Raw genomic sequence first — 14,997 nt, forward strand, 5'->3', positions numbered from 1 at the left:
GAGTGTCCTGTCTTCCGGACGATGTGGAGCTCTTGGGAAAACACTAGAAACGGCGAGAAAACTCGATCAGTCGTCGGCGCGGCCGAGCAGGTAGTGACCGAAGTGGGGCACGGTGAACGCGATCCGCCCCCGCTCGGCCGAGTACACCAGGCCCTTCTTCATCAAGTTGTCCCGTGCGGGCGACAGCGAAGACGGCTTCCGGCCCAGGTAGACCGCGATGTCCGAGGTGCCCGCGCCCTCGTCGCGGCCCTGGGTCAGCTCGGCCATGGCGAGCAGGTACTCGCGCTCGGCCGGGGTGGCCCGCTCGTACCGGGAGCCGAAGAAGCCGACCGCGAGTTCCTGCTCGGCTTCCGGCGCGGCGACCCGGACGTCCTCCACCGTGATGGGATCGGCGGGCGCGGCGTCCCAGGCGGCCTTCGCGTAGGCCTGGATGAAGTAGGGGTAACCACCGGAGGCGTCGAAGAGGGCGTCCAGCGCCTCCGGCTCGATCCCCGCCTCCTCGCGTTCGATCGGGGCGAGCACCGCGCGATCGGCGTCCTGCCGGTCGAGCCGGTCGATGCGGGCGTATCGGAACAACCGTTCCGAGTAGGACTTCGACGCGGACAGCACGGCCGGCACGTGCGGCAGGCCGGCACCGACCACGACCAGCGGCGAGCCGGACTGGGACAGTTCGTGGCAGGCCGCGCACAGCGCCGAGACGTCCGCGGCCTTCAGGTCCTGCATCTCGTCGATCAGGATCACCGCGCCGGTGCCGACGTCGGCGGCCAGTTCCGCGACGTCGGTGAACAGTTCGACGAGATCGATCTCGATATCGCCCGAATCGGCGCGACCCTGCGCGGCGGGCACGTCGATGCCCGGCTGCCAGCGGTCGCGCAGTTTCGCGTCGTCCTTGTTCGCGCGCAGGGCGAACGCCTTCAGCACGCCGAGCACTTCCTCCACCCGGTCCGGTGCGCGGTGCCGCACGGCGAGATCGCGGATCGCCCGGTGCAGTGCGGCCGACAGCGGCCGCCGCAGCTCCGCGTCCGGACGGGCTTCGATCTTGCCCGCGCCCCAGCCGTGCCGGATCGCCATCGCCCGCAGTTCACCCAGCAGCACCGTCTTGCCGACGCCTCGCAGGCCGGTGAGGATCAGGCTGCGTTCGGGTCGTCCGCGCGCCACCCGCTGCAGCACCACTTCGAAGGCGTGCAGCTCCCGCTCCCGCCCCGCCAGTTCGGGAGGTCGCTGCCCGGCCCCGGGGGCGAACGGATTCCGGATCGGGTCCACGGCCAGGACGGTATCGGCCTTTCTAGCAACCGTCCGATATTCGCCCAGAATTCCCTACGGCGTGTCGGCGCCGCCCAGCCTCTCGGACTGTCTAGAGCTTTCTAGTTTCATAGCAATACCGGGATAGATCTTTGAAGAAGCCGCCGAGCGGGTAGCTACCCGGGGAGGTTTCCGGCAATCGAGGAAGGCGAGGACCGTGATCTTGCGTCGAGTGGCCCGTCCCCTGCTCGCATCGATCTTCATCTACGGCGGGATCGGGGCCCTGCGGCAGGCCGAAGGGCATGCGGAAGTGGCGAAACCCCTGGTGGACAAGACGATCGGGGCCAGGCAGGACAGGCTGCCGCCCGCGGTCTCGACCGACCCGGTCACGCTGGTCCGCGTCGACGCGGCGGTGAAGATCGTCGCGGGCACCCTGTTCGCGTTCGGCAGGGTCCCGCGCCTGTCGGCGCTCGCGCTGGTCGGCAGCCTGGTGCCGACCACGATCGCCGGGCACCCGTTCTGGGAGGCCAAGGACGACAGTGAAAAGCAGCAGCAGCTGATCCACTTCCTGAAGAACGCCGGTCTCGTGGGCGGGCTGCTCATCGCCGCCGCCGACACCGAGGGCAGGCCTTCTCTCGGCTGGCGTGCTCGCCGTGCCGCGCGCAAGGCGAGCAGGCAGGTGCAGAACACGGCCGAGACCGCGCGCGGCAAGCTGCCCGGGTGAAGGGGGCCCGGGCAGCTCGCGCGGTGGTTACTTCTCGAGGATCGCGGTGACGCCCTGGCCGCCCGCGGCGCAGATGGAGATCAGGCCGCGGCCGGAGCCCTTCTCGTGCAGCAGCTTCGCCAGGGTGGCCACGATCCGGCCGCCGGTGGCGGCGAAGGGGTGGCCCGCGGCCAGCGAGGAGCCGTTGACGTTGAGCTTCGCGCGGTCGATCGGGCCGAGCGGCGCGTCCAGGCCGAGCTTCTCCTTCGCGAAGGCCGGGTCCTCCCAGGCCTTCAATGTCGCGAGCACCTGGGAGGCGAAGGCCTCGTGGATCTCGTAGAAGTCGAAGTCGCCCAGCGTCAGCCCGGCGCGGGCGAGCATCCGCGGCACCGCGTAGGCCGGTGCCATCAGCAGGCCTTCGCGCCCGTGCACGTAGTCGACGGCCGCGGTCTGCGAGAAGGTCAGGTAGGCCAGTACCGGCAGGTTCCGCTCCCGGGCCCACTCCTCGGTGGCCAGCAGCACGGTGGAGGCCCCGTCGGTGAGCGGGGTCGAGTTGCCCGCGGTCATGGTGCCGTCCCGGCCGCCGAAGACCGGCTTGAGCTTCGCGAGCTTTTCCGCCGTGGAGTCCGGGCGCAGGTTCTGGTCCCGGGACAGCTTGAGGAAGGGCGTGAGCAGGTCGTCGAAGAAGCCGCGGTCGTAGGCGGCGGCGAGCCGCTGGTGGCTGGCCGCCGCCAGTTCGTCCTGCTCCTCGCGCGGGATGCCCCACTCCTTGGCGGTCAGCGCGGCGTGCTCACCCATCGACAGGCCGGTGCGCGGCTCGGCGTTGCGCGGGATCTCCGGGACGATCTGTCCCGGGCGGAGCTTCGTGAGCAGGCGCAGGCGCTCGCCGAGCGACTTCGCGGCGTTGAGCCGGACCAGGATGCGCCGCAGGTCGTCGTTCACCGCGAGCGGCGCGTCGGAGGTGGTGTCCACCCCGCCGGCGATCGCGGAGTCGATCTGCCCGAGGGCGATCTTGTTCGCCACGGTGATGATCGCCTGCAGCCCGGTCCCGCAGGCCATCTGCACGTCGCAGGCCGGTGTCTCCGGGGCCAGCCTGCTGCCGAGCACGCATTCCCTGGCCAGGTTGAAGTCGCGGGCATGCTTGAGGACCGCACCGGCGGCCACCTCGCCGATCCGCTCGCCCTGCAGGGAAAAGCGGCTGACCAGGCCGTCGATGGCGGCCGTCAGCATGTCCTGGTTGGAGGCGCCGGAGTAGGGGCCGTTCGACCGGGCGAACGGGATGCGGTTGCCGCCGATGATCGCGACTTTGCGGACGTCCATGGTTTCCTCCCGCTCGGATGGTGGAACTCGACGAAGAGTGTAACCTACTCGCGAGTAGGTTAGGCTGGTGCAGGACACGAGGAGGGCGACCATGGCGGATCGGTATCAGCAGTTCACCAAGACACCCGTGGGGAAGTTCCTGGTGCCCAAGCTCGGCCTGCCGAATCCCGCCACGCTGCGCCGGTACCGGCCGGGCCAGCCCGCCCTCGATGGTCCCGCACTTCTGGGCGCGGCGCCCGGTGGACGGCTCGAGAAGACGGTGAAGGGCCAGCTCGGCGAGGCCGGTATCGAAGTGCTCGGCACCCCCGCCGCCGACCAGCGCTACGGCGCACTCGTCTTCGACGCCACCGGCATCACCGATCCCGCCCAGCTGCGTGAGCTGTACCTGTTCTTCCACCCGGTGATCCGCAAGACCGGTTACTGCGGCCGGGTGCTCGTCCTCGGCACACCGCCCGAACTGGCCGAGGGCCGCGAGCGGATCGCGCAGCGCGCACTGGAGGGCTTCGTGCGCTCGGTCGGCAAGGAACTCAAGCGCGGCGCGACCGCCCAGCTCGTCTACGTCGCGCCGGGCGCGGAGAACGCCACCGAGTCGACCCTGCGCTTCCTGCTCTCGGCCAAGTCGGCCTTCGTCGACGGCCAGGTGATCCGCATCGGCACCCAGGGCATCCCGGACGTCCCCGCGCCGCAGAGCTGGGAACGGCCGCTGGCGGGCAAGGTCGCCCTGGTCACCGGCGCCTCCCGCGGGATCGGCGCGGCGATCGCCGAGGTGTTCGCCCGCGACGGCGCGCACGTGGTCGCGCTCGACATCCCCGCTCAGGGGGCCGAGCTGTCCGAGGTCGCGAACCGGGTCGGTGGCTCCGCACTGCAGCTCGACATCACCGCCGCCGACGCGCCCGCCAAACTCGCCGACCACCTGCGCGAGCGCCACGGCGGGGTCGACATCGTGGTGCACAACGCCGGGATCACCCGGGACAAGACCCTCGGCAACCTGAACCAGGGCGGCTGGGACGCGGTGATCACCGTGAACCTCGCCGCGCAACTGGCGATCAACGACAAGCTGCTGGCGGACAAGGTGCTCCGGGAGAACGGCCGCATCGTCGGCGTGTCCTCGATCGCCGGGATCGCGGGCAACGTCGGCCAGACCAACTACGCCACGAGCAAGGCCGGGGTGATCGGGATGGTCGACGAAACCGCGCCGAGGCTCGCCGAGTACGGCGGCACGATCAACGCGGTCGCGCCCGGTTTCATCGAGACCAAGATGACCGCCGCCGTCCCGCTGTTCATCCGCGAGGCAGGGCGGCGCCTGTCCAGCCTCGGCCAGGGCGGCCTGCCGGTCGACGTGGCCGAAACGATCGCCTGGTACGCCAACCCGGCTTCCGCCGCGGTCAACGGCAACGTGGTCCGCGTGTGCGGCCAGGCCCTGCTGGGGGCGTGATGACCACCAAGGAACTGCGCGAGGCACCGCGGCTGATGCCGCTGTACGCCAAGGCGCTGCTGCCGCATTCCGCCGCGGGCGACACGCTGCCGGACACCGAATACGTGCGTCCCGATCTCGAAATCGACCCGGCGCACCTCGCCGCCTACAACCAGGTGTGCGGGTTCCGGCTGGCCGACGAACTGCCCGTCACCTATCCGCACCTGCTCGCGTTCGGCCTGCAGATGGCACTGATGACCGAGCCGGGATTCCCGTTTCCCCTGCTCGGCATGGTGCACGTGGCCAACCGCATCACCCAGCACCGCCCGCTCCGGCTGGGCGAGCGCTGCACGGTGAGGGTGCGGGCGGAGAACCTCCGCCCGCACGAAAAGGGCAGGCAGTTCGACGTGCTGTCCGAGGTGTCCACCTCGGACGGGGTGGTCTGGAGCGAGGTCAGCACCTATCTGCGGCGGGGCGGCGGTGCCGGCGGTTCGGCCCCGAGCCGCCAGCTCGCCCCGCCCTCGCCCACCGCGGTCTGGGGGGTGCCCGGCGATATCGGCCGTCGCTATGCCGAGGTCTCCGGCGACCGCAACCCGATCCATCTGCACCCGCTGACCGCGCGGCTGTTCGGCTTCCGGTCCGCCATCGCGCACGGGATGTGGACCAAGGCCCGCTGCCTCGCCGCCTTCGAGGGCCGCCTGCCCGAGGCCTACACCGTGGACGTGCGGTTCAAGCTGCCCGTCCTGCTGCCGGCGAAGGTCGCGTTCACCTCGTGGCAGACCGGGGACGGCTGGGCCTTCGAGCTGTGGAACGCCAGGAAACCCAAGCCGCATCTGGAGGGCACGATCAGCCGGCCGGGCGCCACACCTGCCCCTCCACCAGGTCGTTGAACCCGAGCCACACCAGGTTCATCAGCCAGGAGGCCAATACCCCGTCGGACACGTCCGAATGGTCGAGCCACCAGTCGGCGAGGGATTCGGCAGCCCCGACCAGTGACACGGCCAGCGCGGGCCCGGAGAACTCGGCCACCTGGCCGAGGCCCTGCTTCGTGCCCGCGGTGACCACCAGCGTGGCCACGATGTCGATCGCCTTGGTGCGCAGCACGGTGACCTCGTCGGCGAACTGCCCGCCGACGGTGAGGGCCTGCCGGTGCAGCACGGTCCACGAGTCGCGGTACTCGGCGACGAACCGGTAGAACGCCCGCAGTCCGTGCCACAACTGCATGTCCGGGGGCAGTTCGGTGCGGATTCCCGCACGCACCGCCTCCAGCAGCCTGCCGGCCTCCCGGCGGATGCACTTGGCGAACAGGTCTTCCTTCGCGCCGAGGTAGGAGTAGATCATCGGTTTGGACACGCCCGCGACCTCGGAGATCTCATCCATCGAGGCCGAGTGGTAGCCGTGCCGGGAGAAGACCTCCACCGCCGCGTCCAGGATCTGCCGTTCGCGCACCGCACGGGGTAACCGCCGGGCTCGTCCCGGCGCTTTCACTTCTTCGGTCACACGGAAACGCTACCCCGTACCCTGTGTGGCGGTAGAATCCGATTCGTGCCTTCGGATGTCGTCGACGCACTGGCGCGTCAGATCGATCTGGGCAAACTGACCGCACACCAGTTCGTCCGGCTACTGGAAACCCTGCATATGCTCGGTGCGGCCGAGGCCGGGGTGGAATTGCGGGGCCTGACCACCGAAACACTCGTCTCGGTGGTCCGGCGCGCCTCGAAGGAGCAGCTCAAGGCGCTGGCGGCGCATCCCGAGTTGCGGCACGTGTTCCTGGACGAGGTATTCCGCCGGATGGCTGATCACTTTGTTCCGGAAAAGGCGGCGTACGTCTCGATGGTGGTGAGCTGGCGGTTTTCCGGTGGGGCCGGCGAGGGCGGATTCGACCGTTTCCAGACGGTGATCGAGGAGGGCTGCTGTGTCTCCGCCCCCGATCTCGGTCGTGAGCCGGACACCACGATCACCATCGCGGTGGAAGATTTTTTCCGAATAGCCACCGGAAACGCCGCCGTGACGGCCCTGTTCGTCACCGGCAGGGTCCGGGTCAAGGGCGAGTACACCCCCGCGCTGCGCCTGGTGAGCTACTTCGACATCCCCAAACCGGCGGACGCCTGACGGGCGCCTCAGCGCCCCTCGATGACCGGGTGGTTCCCCGGTTCCTGGACGATCTCGCTGTCCACCACGATCGTCCGGCCGCGGCTGCGCACCGCCATCCGCCGTTCCGCCCGGCGCAGCCACAGCCCGCGCACCACGGCCCGGGTGGGCGGCAGCAGCAGGAGCAGGCCCACCACGTCGGAGACGAACCCCGGCACCATGATCAGCAGACCGCCGAGGCCGATCAGCATTCCGTCGGTGACCTCGGCGACGGGAGCCCGGCCGGACCTGGTGGTGGTCAGGAAGGCGCGGGCGGCGCGGGTGCCCTCCCGGCGGGCCAGCCAGGATCCGACGAACGCGCCGGCCAGCAGCAGGCCCAGGGTGGCGAGCACACCCAGTGCCGAGCTCACCGCCCAGACGGCGGCCACCTCGGCAACCACATAGAGCAGGAGCACGACAGCCATACCCCTACAACGCCGCACGCCCCTCATTTGCTCCCCGCGGCTGGTCGAGCAGGGCGGCCGTGACCGTTTGCAGCGCGCTGACCAGGCGGTTCGCCTCACCGGTGCGGAGCATGTGCACGATCAGATCGCTGTGCAGCGCGCCGAGGAGGATGTGCCCGAGTGCTTCGGCGTCGAGGTCGGGGCGGGCCTCGCGGAGGAGCCCGCTGACGTGCTCGTGCCAGGCCGTGTAGATCGGGTTGTCCTGCCGGTGGCCTGAGGTGCGCTCGTGTGCGGCCATCAGCGCGACGTTGCGGCTGACCAGGTCCACGAGGGCGGTGAAGAAGGCGTCCAGCCGTTCGCGGGCGGGTGCGCCGGGCCCCAGCGGTGGCGGTCCCTCCGTGTAGCCCTGCTGGAAGGCGCCGAGCCGCTCCATGATCAGCGCGCCGATCAGGCCGGCCTTGTTGGTGAAGCGGTGGAAGACCGTGCCCTTGGCGACTCCGGCGGCGGCGGCGACCTGCTCCAGCGAGACGCGGTCGGGGCCGTGGGCGGTGAGCAGTTCCTCGGCGGCGCGGAGGATCGCGCGCCGATTTCGCGCCGCGTCCGCGCGTTCCGCCATCCAGAGCTCCCTCGACAACTTGACCGTCGGTCCATATAGTACCGGCGAGGAACTTGACCGATGGTCCAGTTAAGGAGAAGACATGCGAGCGGTGATGCTGCACGAGGCCGGTGATCCCGGCGCGCTGCGGACGGCCGAAGTGCCGCGGCCCGTGCCGGGCGAGGGTGAACTCCTGGTCGAGGTGGAGGCGATGGCGGTCGCCTACTACGAGATCGGCGTGCGGACCGGGGTGTTCCCGATGCCGGGCGGACTGCCCGCGGTGTTCGGTTTCGAGGCGGCGGGAAGGATCACCGAGGGACCGAGGTCCGGGCAGCGGGTGGTCGTGCTGACCCGGACCGGCGGCGCGTACGCGGAGTACCTGGCGGTGCCGGAAGAGGCCGTCACGCCCATCCCCGACGGGGTGTCCGCTGTGGACGCTCTCGCCGTGGCCGTGCCGGGCGCGGTCGCGCTGGCCCTGCTCCGCAAGGCCGCACTGCGGGACGAAAGGATCCTCGTCCAGGCCGCGGGAAGCGGAGGGGTGGGCAGCTACCTGATCCAGCTCGCCCGCGCTCGCGGTGCACGGCACATCACGGCCACCGTGGGCGGCGAGCGGAAGCGTCGGCTGGCCGAGGATCTCGGGGCGGACCTCGTGCTCGACCACAACGATCCACAATGGACAGAGAGGGTGCCGCGGGGGCTCGGGGTGGTGTTCGACGCGGTCGGCGGGCGGACGGCGGCGAAGCTGCTCGACGCGCTCGAACCGGGCCCGGGCCGCATGCTGTGCTACGGCATGCTCGGCGGCGAGCCCGCCGCGGTCGGCGTGGCGGACCTCGGTTACCGGGAGCTGACGCTGGCCACCTGCATGGGCGCCAGCTGGTTCCCCCAGGTGTCCGCGGCCCGGCCGGAGGTGCTCGATCTGCTGGCGCGAGGACGGCTTCGCGCCCTGGTCCACGAAACCATGCCGATGGAAGAGGTGGCGAAGGCGCACGAACTGGTGGAAGGGCGCAGTGCGCTCGGAAGGATCATCCTGCGGCCCTGACCACCCTCACGGGAACAAGCGCGATCATCGCCTTCGTTGCAAGCCGATGTGACTTCTGTACGACGGCAGGCCCGCGTGCGCGCGCCCGAACTGTCCGGCGAGCACTGGCTCAACACCGGCGGCGAGCGGCTGACGCTGGCCCGGCTGCGCGGCCGGATCGTGCTGCTGGACTTCTGGACCTCGGGCTGCATCAACTGTCTGCACGTCCTGGACGAGCTGCGCCCGCTGGAGGCCGAGTTCGCCGAAGTACTGGTGACCATCGGGGTGCATTCGCCGAAGTTCCTGCACGAGGGCTCCTCCGACGCGATCGAGGCTGCCGTGCGGCGCTACGAGGTGCACCATCCCGTGGTCAACGACCCCGAGATGGAGACCTGGCAGCAGTACGCGGTGAAAGCGTGGCCGACGCTGGCCGTCGTCGATCCCGAGGGTTACGTCGTGCACGTCGCCGCCGGGGAGGGTCACGCCGAGGCGCTGCGGCGCGTGATCGCCGAGCAGATCGCCGTGCACGAGGCGAAGGGCACGCTCCGCCGCGGTGGCTCGCCGTACGTGCCTGCCGAGGAACACGCGGGACGCCTGCGCTTCCCGAGCAAGGCCGTGGCGACCGCCGAGGGGCGGATCCTCGTCGCGGACACCGGGCACCACTCGGTGGTGGAGCTCGCTTCGGACGGCGAGACGGTGGTCCGCCGTTTCGGCAGCGGCGAGCGGGGCGCGGCCGACGGCGCCTTCGACCGCGCCAGTTTCGCCGAACCCTCCGGATTGACCTTGCTGCCGGCCGAGATCGCCGAGCGGGCGGGCTACCACCTCCTGGTCGCCGACACCGCCGGTCACCTCCTGCGCGGCATCGACCTGACCACCGGCCGGGTGTCCACAGTGGCCGGTACCGGGCGGCAGTGGCGCAACGGCGGAACCGACGGTCCGGCGCGGGAAATCGACCTCACCAGCCCGTGGGACGTCGCCTGGTGGGCCCCGGCGGGCGGGGTGGTCGTGGCCATGGCGGGAAACCACACGCTCGGCCTGTTCGATCCGGTCGCCAGGACGGTCTCGCGGTTCGCGGGCACCACCGTCGAGGGCCTGCGTGACGGCGTGCTCGAGGAGGCGTTCTTCGCCCAGACCTCCGGCCTGGCGGTGCAGGGCGACCGGCTGTGGCTGGCGGACGCGGAAACCTCCGCCCTGCGCTGGATCGAGCGGGGCGTGGTACACACGGCGGTGGGCACGGACCTGTTCTCCTTCGGGCACCGCGACGGTGACGCCGCCGAGGCCCTGCTGCAGCATCCGCTCGGGGTGGCCGTGCTGCCGGACGGCGCGATCGCGATCGCCGACACCTACAACGGGGCGGTCCGGCGCTACGACCCGCGGACCGGGAAGGTCGCCACGCTCGCCGAGGGGCTGGCCGAACCGTCCGGCCTGGTCGTCACCGGCGAGGCGCTGCTCGTGGTCGAGTCGGCCGCGCACCGCCTGCGTCCCCTGCCGCTCACGGAGGACACCGCGCAGCAGGTGGCCGGGGACGCGCACGAGGTGCGACGGCCGCCGAGCGTGCTCGCACCCGGCGAGGTCGAACTCGCCGTGGTGTTCACCCCGCCGCCGGGCGAGAAGCTCGACGACCGGTTCGGCCCTTCGACCCGGCTGGAGGTCCGCGCGTCGCCGCCGGAGCTCCTGCTGGAGGGGGCGGGCACCGGCACCGGGCTGACCCGGAGGATCCGCCTCGCGGACGGGCCCGCGGAAGGGGTGCTCCAGATCGTGGCACAGGCCGCGAGCTGCGATTCCGGCGCCGAACACCCGGTATGCCGGGTCAGCAGGCAGGACTGGGGCGTGCCCGTCCGGATCGAACCGGGCGGACCGGCGACGCTGCGCCTCATCCTGGCTGGGACGGCGTAAACCCCCGTTCCAGCACGTCCAGCGCCTGGTGCAGGAGGGTGACCAGGCCGGGGTCTTCGCCGGGCTGCCAGCAGGTGACGGCGGTGCGGTGCGCGGCGAAGGCGGCGGCCGCGGTGGTGCGGACGTAGATGTCGTCCTCGGGGAGGCCGGTGCGCGCGGCGAGCCCGGCGACCACGGCCGCTTCGAAGGCCCGGTTGGTGTGGGTCATGCGGGGCACCAGTTCGGGACGCTCGCGCAGGAGCAGCGTCCGTTCGCGGAAGATCTCGCTCTGGGCCACCTGCTCGAGACGTGCCGTGAACACCACGCGCAGCGCCTGCAGCGGGCTTTCCGGCGCCGGGCGGTCGATGATCCGCCGCCGCAGTTGTTCGGTGCTGACGTCGAGGAAGAGGGCGGCCTCGTCCTTGGTCTCGAAGTAGTTGAAGAAGGTGCGGGCCGAGACGCCGGCCTTCGCGCAGATGTCCTCGACCGTGACCGCCTGCGGCCCGTGCTCCCGGTAGAGCGTCACCGCGGCGTGCCGCAGCGCGTCGCGCGTGGCTTCCTTCTTGCGTTCCCGCAGGGATGTCATGTTTCTTACACTACCTGCATTTTTGCGTTGACTGCAAAAACTGTTAGCGTGGATTCATGGCCCACAAGGCGGATGGTGACACCCTCCAGAACCCTGCGCACACCCTGCGGACCCTCGCCGAGAGTCTCTGGTTTCCGGCGTTCTTCGCGCTGGGCTTCCTCTTCTGCTATCTGCTGCCCTTCCACCAGCCGAGTCCGCACCACGTGAAGATCGCGGTCGCAGGCCCGGCGGCCGTGCAGATCCAGGCCGCCCTCGACAAGGCGAGCCAGGGCGCCTTCGACATCCAGCAGGTCACCACGACCGCCGCGGCCCGCCAGGCGGTACTCGACCGCGACGTGGTGGCCGGGTTCTCCCCGGTTCCCGGTCACTCGGTGCTCTACGTCGCCAAGGCCGAGGGCTACCTGCTCGAATCGGTGGTGAACCAGGCCATCACGCCGATCGCGGCGAAGAGCGGCGGCGCGCTCACCGTCACCGACCTCGCGCCCACCACGAACGGTGATCCCATGGGCACGGGCCTGTTCTACCTGGTGCTGGCGTGGACCATCCCCAGCTACATCGTCGTGATGATGCTGCTGCGCGCGGTCACCCTGAGCCGCCGCGCGAAGCTGCTCACCCTCGTCGGCTGGGGTGCCGCCGTCAGCGTGCTCGGCTACCTGGTGGGTCTCGCGCTCGACGTGATCCCCTCCGACCCGGTGACCATCCCCCTCGCGTTCCTGCTCACCCAGGGCGTCGCCCTCACCGCCTTCGGACTGGTGCCCTTCTTCAAACAGTTCGTTCCCGGCGTCGCGGTGGGCCTGTTCGTGCTGCTCAGCATGCCCTCGAGCGGGGGTGCCGTGCCGGTGCAGCTGGTGCCGGGATTCTTCCGCGCCCTGCATCCGGTCATGCCGATGGGCAACCTGATCGAGGCGCTGCGCGGTGTCTTCTACTTCGACGGCGCCGGAGTCGCCGGTCCGGTGCTCGTGCTCTGCGCCTGGGTGCTGTTCGGCGTGGTGCTCATCGCGGGCCGTGCCTGGTGGCAGCGAAGGCAGGCGGTCCCGACCGATGTGGCGGAGCCGCCGGTCGAGGACCCGACGATCGAGATTCCCCGGCCGACCGCGCTGGTCCCGCACCCCCACCACTTCGGGGAACCGGTGCCGATGGTGCGGGGCACGGTGCGGACCGGCGGCGGCAAACGAGTGGCCGGGGCGGTCGTCACGGTCACCGACGGCCGTGGCGGACAGCTCGTCCGCGCGGTGGCCGACGAGCACGGCGTCTACGGGGTCACCGGCCTGCCGGAGCAGTTCGTCGACGTGGTGGTGTCCGCGCCCGGGCTGCATTCCGCGGTGCGCCGGATCCCGGTCCGTGAAGGGATCAGCCGGGTCGAGGATTTCGAACTGGCCTCCCGGCGGCCCACCGTCACCGCCTCCCCGGGTGCGTAGCATTACCGGCGTGTCGGATGCCAGAAGCGTGCCGATTGCCGGCGCCAAACTAGAAATCCAGATGCTGCACGATCGGGTGTTGGTGCGGCTGTCCTCCGACGAGGGCGAGCGCCGGAGCAGCGGGGGCATCGTGATTCCCGCGACCGCGCAGGTGGCGCGCCGCCTCGCCTGGGGGCATGTACTGGGCGTGGGCGCTAATGTGCGTACCGTGAAGGTCTCCGACCGTGTGCTGTTCAACCCCGAAGACCAGATGGAAGTCGAGATTCAGGGCGAGGCCTACCTCGTGATGCGGGAGCGCGACATCCACGCGGTGGCCACCGAGCGCACGGAGCAGGGGACGGGGTTGTACTTGTAGCGCGGGGAGGCGCGGTGCGGGAGGACGACAACTGGCCGGAAGGGAACCTCGAACGGGTTCCGTTTGCCGAATGCCGCACCGAAGAGTTTCCGCCGGTCACCGAGGAGGTACTGGCCGGCGAACTGCTCGACACCCGCACCGCCCCACCCATCGGGCCGTCCAGGGGAAAGCGCTACCTCGGCTTCGCGCTGATGGGCATCGGTGGCTTTCTGGTGGTCGGCGCCATCCTCTACACCATCGACCTGGTCCTGAGCGCCGGGCACGTTCCGCGCGGGGTGGCGGTGGCGGGCGTCGAGGTCGGCGGCATGGCCCGCGCCGACGCCGAAACCAAGCTGCGGCGCGAACTCGGGCCCCGGCTCGCCCAGCCGGTGCCGGTGCTCGCGGGCGACGTGCGGGCCGCACTCGATCCGGTGAGTTCCGGGCTGAAAGTGGACTGGACGTCCACCCTGGCGCAGGCGGGCAGTCAGCCGCTCGACCCGTTCGACCGGATCAGGTCGTTCTTCGTCCGCCGCGAAGTCGATGTGGTCACCAAGACCGATCCCGACGAGCTGACCAAGGCGATGAGCGCGCTCGCCGCCGACACACTGAACCACCCGCCCACGGAGGGCGGTATCGGCTTCCGGCCCATCCCCGGTACCGACGGCGGCGTCGCGCCCTACGCGATCGAACCGCGCCCGGGGCAGACCGTGACGGACATCCGGGGCGCGGCCAACCTGGTGAAGGCACGCTGGCTCGACAAGACCGGGGTGCGGGTACCAGTCGAGGAGATCCCGGTCAAGGCGACCTCCGAGGGCGTGCACCGCGCGCTGGAAGAGGTGGCGGTTCCCGCCGTGGCGAAACCGCTCACCGTGCACGGGGACGGAGCGGAGGCGGTGCTGCGGCCGGATTCGATCGCCTCGGCCCTGCGGTTCACCGCCCAGGACGGCGGGGAACTCGCCGTGACACTGGAAACCGCCAAGCTGCAGCAGATTCTGCAACCCCGGCTCGCCCCCACCGAGCGGGCGGGCCGGGACGCGCAGATCGTGTTCCCCGCCGGGGTTCCCCTCGTCCAGCCCTCGGAGGATGGGCGCAGGATCGACTGGGCGGGCACCTTCGGCGGGCTGAAGGCCGTGCTGTACCGGTGGAACGACCGCGAACTGCCGGTGCGTTACCTGACGAGCAAACCGAAACTGAGCACCGACGACGCCAATGCCTTGAACGTCAAGGAGGTCGTCGGCGAGTTCACCACGATCGGGCTGGACGGGCCTGCCGCGGCGAACGTGCAGGCGATGGCGGCCAAGGTCAACGGTGCGCTCGTGCGGCCGGGCGAGACGTTCAGCCTGCTCGCCAGGATCGGCGGGTTCGGCCAGGGTTTCGTGCCCGCGCCCGTGAACGAGGACGGCACCGGTCCGATCGTGCCGGGTGGCGGATCCTCGCAGTTCGCCTCCACTCTGTACAACGCCGTGTACTTCGCCGGGCTGACCGATGCCGGGCACACCGAGCACACCTCCTACATCGACCGCTACCCGCCCGGCCGCGACGCGATCGTGCTCCGCGATGACGGCTCCCCGGTGGATCTCAGGTTCACGGACGGCCTGGCCAGCGGTGTGGTGATCCAGGCGGAGGCATCGGGCTCGGCGGTGACCGTCCGGCTCTGGGGCACCAGGCAGTACCGCGTGGTCGGCAACACCGGCCCGAGCGAGGAGGTCACCCCGCCCACACTGGAGAACCAGCCGCCCGGTTGCCGGATCTCGGCGGGAGTGTCCGGATTCACCGTCACCGACACGCGTGTCCTCTACGACCTCGCCACCGGGGGCGAGGTCCACCGCGACACCCGGACGGTGCGTTACGCACCCCGGCCCGCCACGTACTGCTGACTCCGGTCTCCCCGGGCTTCCGGCAAGAGAAAAGGGCCGTGCCGGCGGGGAAGTGCACCCGCCGGCACGGCCGGGGAAAAA

15 protein-coding genes are annotated in these 14,997 nt (G+C 70.6%); 9 read left to right on the top strand and 6 right to left on the bottom strand.

Going from position 1 to position 14,997, the window contains the following annotated elements; translation table 11 throughout:
- Positions 1 to 66 precede the first annotated feature (66 nt).
- The gene (locus ORV05_RS33305) at positions 67 to 1,263 is read right to left on the bottom strand and encodes an ATP-binding protein (RefSeq protein ID WP_268755839.1); all 1,197 of its coding nucleotides are present in this window, start codon (positions 1,261 to 1,263) and stop codon (positions 67 to 69) included.
- 196 nt (positions 1,264 to 1,459) lie between these two features.
- Here ORV05_RS33305 and ORV05_RS33310 point away from each other — a divergent pair, with 196 nt between their 5' ends.
- Positions 1,460 to 1,966 (top strand): DoxX family protein, encoded by a 507-nt coding sequence (locus tag ORV05_RS33310; RefSeq protein ID WP_268755840.1) that lies wholly within the window; start codon positions 1,460 to 1,462, stop codon positions 1,964 to 1,966.
- Positions 1,967 to 1,993: 27 nt separating this feature from the next.
- Here the strand turns inward: ORV05_RS33310 and ORV05_RS33315 are convergent, their stop codons facing one another.
- Positions 1,994 to 3,265 (bottom strand): acetyl-CoA C-acetyltransferase, encoded by a 1,272-nt coding sequence (locus ORV05_RS33315; protein ID WP_268755841.1) that lies wholly within the window; start codon positions 3,263 to 3,265, stop codon positions 1,994 to 1,996.
- A 91-nt stretch (positions 3,266 to 3,356) separates the two neighbouring features.
- Between ORV05_RS33315 and ORV05_RS33320 the strand changes: the two genes are divergently transcribed.
- Both ORV05_RS33320 and ORV05_RS33325 read left to right on the top strand, forming a co-directional pair.
- A complete protein-coding gene (locus ORV05_RS33320) occupies positions 3,357 to 4,700 on the top strand; it encodes a 3-oxoacyl-ACP reductase (protein WP_268755842.1) in 1,344 nt (447 codons plus the stop codon).
- Positions 4,700 to 5,569 carry a MaoC/PaaZ C-terminal domain-containing protein gene (locus ORV05_RS33325; protein ID WP_268755844.1) on the top strand — a complete coding sequence of 290 codons (870 nt, stop codon included), beginning with the start codon at positions 4,700 to 4,702 and terminating at the stop codon, positions 5,567 to 5,569. The genes ORV05_RS33320 and ORV05_RS33325 overlap by 1 nt, the downstream gene beginning before the upstream one ends.
- Here the strand turns inward: ORV05_RS33325 and ORV05_RS33330 are convergent.
- Positions 5,526 to 6,179: a TetR/AcrR family transcriptional regulator gene (locus ORV05_RS33330; RefSeq protein ID WP_268755845.1), complete on the bottom strand. Its 654-nt coding sequence runs from the start codon at positions 6,177 to 6,179 to the stop codon at positions 5,526 to 5,528. The two genes, ORV05_RS33325 and ORV05_RS33330, sit on opposite strands and share 44 nt — an antisense overlap.
- 45 nt (positions 6,180 to 6,224) lie before the next feature.
- On the opposite strand from ORV05_RS33330, the gene ORV05_RS33335 reads away from it, so the two are divergent.
- Positions 6,225 to 6,791, top strand: coding sequence for an SCP2 sterol-binding domain-containing protein (locus ORV05_RS33335; RefSeq protein ID WP_268755846.1), 567 nt, complete (start codon positions 6,225 to 6,227; stop codon positions 6,789 to 6,791).
- Positions 6,792 to 6,799: 8 nt separating this feature from the next.
- On the opposite strand, the gene ORV05_RS33340 is transcribed toward ORV05_RS33335, so the two are convergent.
- A complete protein-coding gene (locus ORV05_RS33340; protein WP_268755847.1) occupies positions 6,800 to 7,234 on the bottom strand; it encodes an FxsA family protein in 435 nt (144 codons plus the stop codon).
- 4 nt (positions 7,235 to 7,238) lie between these two features.
- Positions 7,239 to 7,829 carry a TetR/AcrR family transcriptional regulator gene (locus ORV05_RS33345; protein WP_268755848.1) on the bottom strand — a complete coding sequence of 197 codons (591 nt, stop codon included), beginning with the start codon at positions 7,827 to 7,829 and terminating at the stop codon, positions 7,239 to 7,241.
- An 82-nt stretch (positions 7,830 to 7,911) separates the two neighbouring features.
- Here ORV05_RS33345 and ORV05_RS33350 point away from each other — a divergent pair, with 82 nt between their 5' ends.
- Positions 7,912 to 8,847, top strand: coding sequence for a quinone oxidoreductase family protein (locus tag ORV05_RS33350; RefSeq protein ID WP_268755849.1), 936 nt, complete (start codon positions 7,912 to 7,914; stop codon positions 8,845 to 8,847).
- 75 nt (positions 8,848 to 8,922) lie between these two features.
- Entirely contained in the window at positions 8,923 to 10,722 is a 1,800-nt protein-coding gene (locus ORV05_RS33355) for an NHL domain-containing thioredoxin family protein (RefSeq protein ID WP_268760014.1), read from the top strand.
- Here the strand turns inward: ORV05_RS33355 and ORV05_RS33360 are convergent.
- Complete coding sequence (locus ORV05_RS33360; protein ID WP_268755850.1) at positions 10,700 to 11,287, bottom strand: TetR/AcrR family transcriptional regulator; 588 nt, start codon at positions 11,285 to 11,287, stop codon at positions 10,700 to 10,702. The two genes, ORV05_RS33355 and ORV05_RS33360, sit on opposite strands and share 23 nt — an antisense overlap.
- A 56-nt stretch (positions 11,288 to 11,343) precedes the next feature.
- Here ORV05_RS33360 and ORV05_RS33365 point away from each other — a divergent pair, with 56 nt between their 5' ends.
- From ORV05_RS33365 to ORV05_RS33375, 3 genes are all read left to right on the top strand, one after another.
- Positions 11,344 to 12,705 carry a carboxypeptidase regulatory-like domain-containing protein gene (locus ORV05_RS33365; protein WP_268755851.1) on the top strand — a complete coding sequence of 454 codons (1,362 nt, stop codon included), beginning with the start codon at positions 11,344 to 11,346 and terminating at the stop codon, positions 12,703 to 12,705.
- 61 nt (positions 12,706 to 12,766) lie between these two features.
- Positions 12,767 to 13,060 (top strand): GroES family chaperonin, encoded by a 294-nt coding sequence (locus tag ORV05_RS33370; protein ID WP_268760015.1) that lies wholly within the window; start codon positions 12,767 to 12,769, stop codon positions 13,058 to 13,060.
- Positions 13,061 to 13,074: 14 nt separating this feature from the next.
- The gene (locus ORV05_RS33375) at positions 13,075 to 14,916 is read left to right on the top strand and encodes a VanW family protein (RefSeq protein ID WP_268755852.1); all 1,842 of its coding nucleotides are present in this window, start codon (positions 13,075 to 13,077) and stop codon (positions 14,914 to 14,916) included.
- Positions 14,917 to 14,997 lie beyond the last annotated feature (81 nt).

This window comes from Amycolatopsis cynarae (assembly GCF_026802195.1).
Classification (GTDB): domain Bacteria; phylum Actinomycetota; class Actinomycetes; order Mycobacteriales; family Pseudonocardiaceae; genus Amycolatopsis_E; species Amycolatopsis_E rhizosphaerae.

Bases quoted from the DNA above. Each gene is read 5' to 3' on its own strand.
- ORV05_RS33315 (WP_268755841.1), bottom strand. From the start codon at position 3,265: ATGGACGTCCGCAAAGTCGCGATCATCGGCGGCAACCGCATCCCGTTC.
- ORV05_RS33320 (WP_268755842.1), top strand. From the start codon at position 3,357: ATGGCGGATCGGTATCAGCAGTTCACCAAGACACCCGTGGGGAAGTTC.
- ORV05_RS33325 (WP_268755844.1), top strand. From the start codon at position 4,700: ATGACCACCAAGGAACTGCGCGAGGCACCGCGGCTGATGCCGCTGTAC.
- ORV05_RS33340 (WP_268755847.1), bottom strand. From the start codon at position 7,234: ATGGCTGTCGTGCTCCTGCTCTATGTGGTTGCCGAGGTGGCCGCCGTC.
- ORV05_RS33345 (WP_268755848.1), bottom strand. From the start codon at position 7,829: ATGGCGGAACGCGCGGACGCGGCGCGAAATCGGCGCGCGATCCTCCGC.
- ORV05_RS33350 (WP_268755849.1), top strand. From the start codon at position 7,912: ATGCGAGCGGTGATGCTGCACGAGGCCGGTGATCCCGGCGCGCTGCGG.
- ORV05_RS33360 (WP_268755850.1), bottom strand. From the start codon at position 11,287: ATGACATCCCTGCGGGAACGCAAGAAGGAAGCCACGCGCGACGCGCTG.
- ORV05_RS33365 (WP_268755851.1), top strand. From the start codon at position 11,344: ATGGCCCACAAGGCGGATGGTGACACCCTCCAGAACCCTGCGCACACC.
- ORV05_RS33370 (WP_268760015.1), top strand. From the start codon at position 12,767: ATGCTGCACGATCGGGTGTTGGTGCGGCTGTCCTCCGACGAGGGCGAG.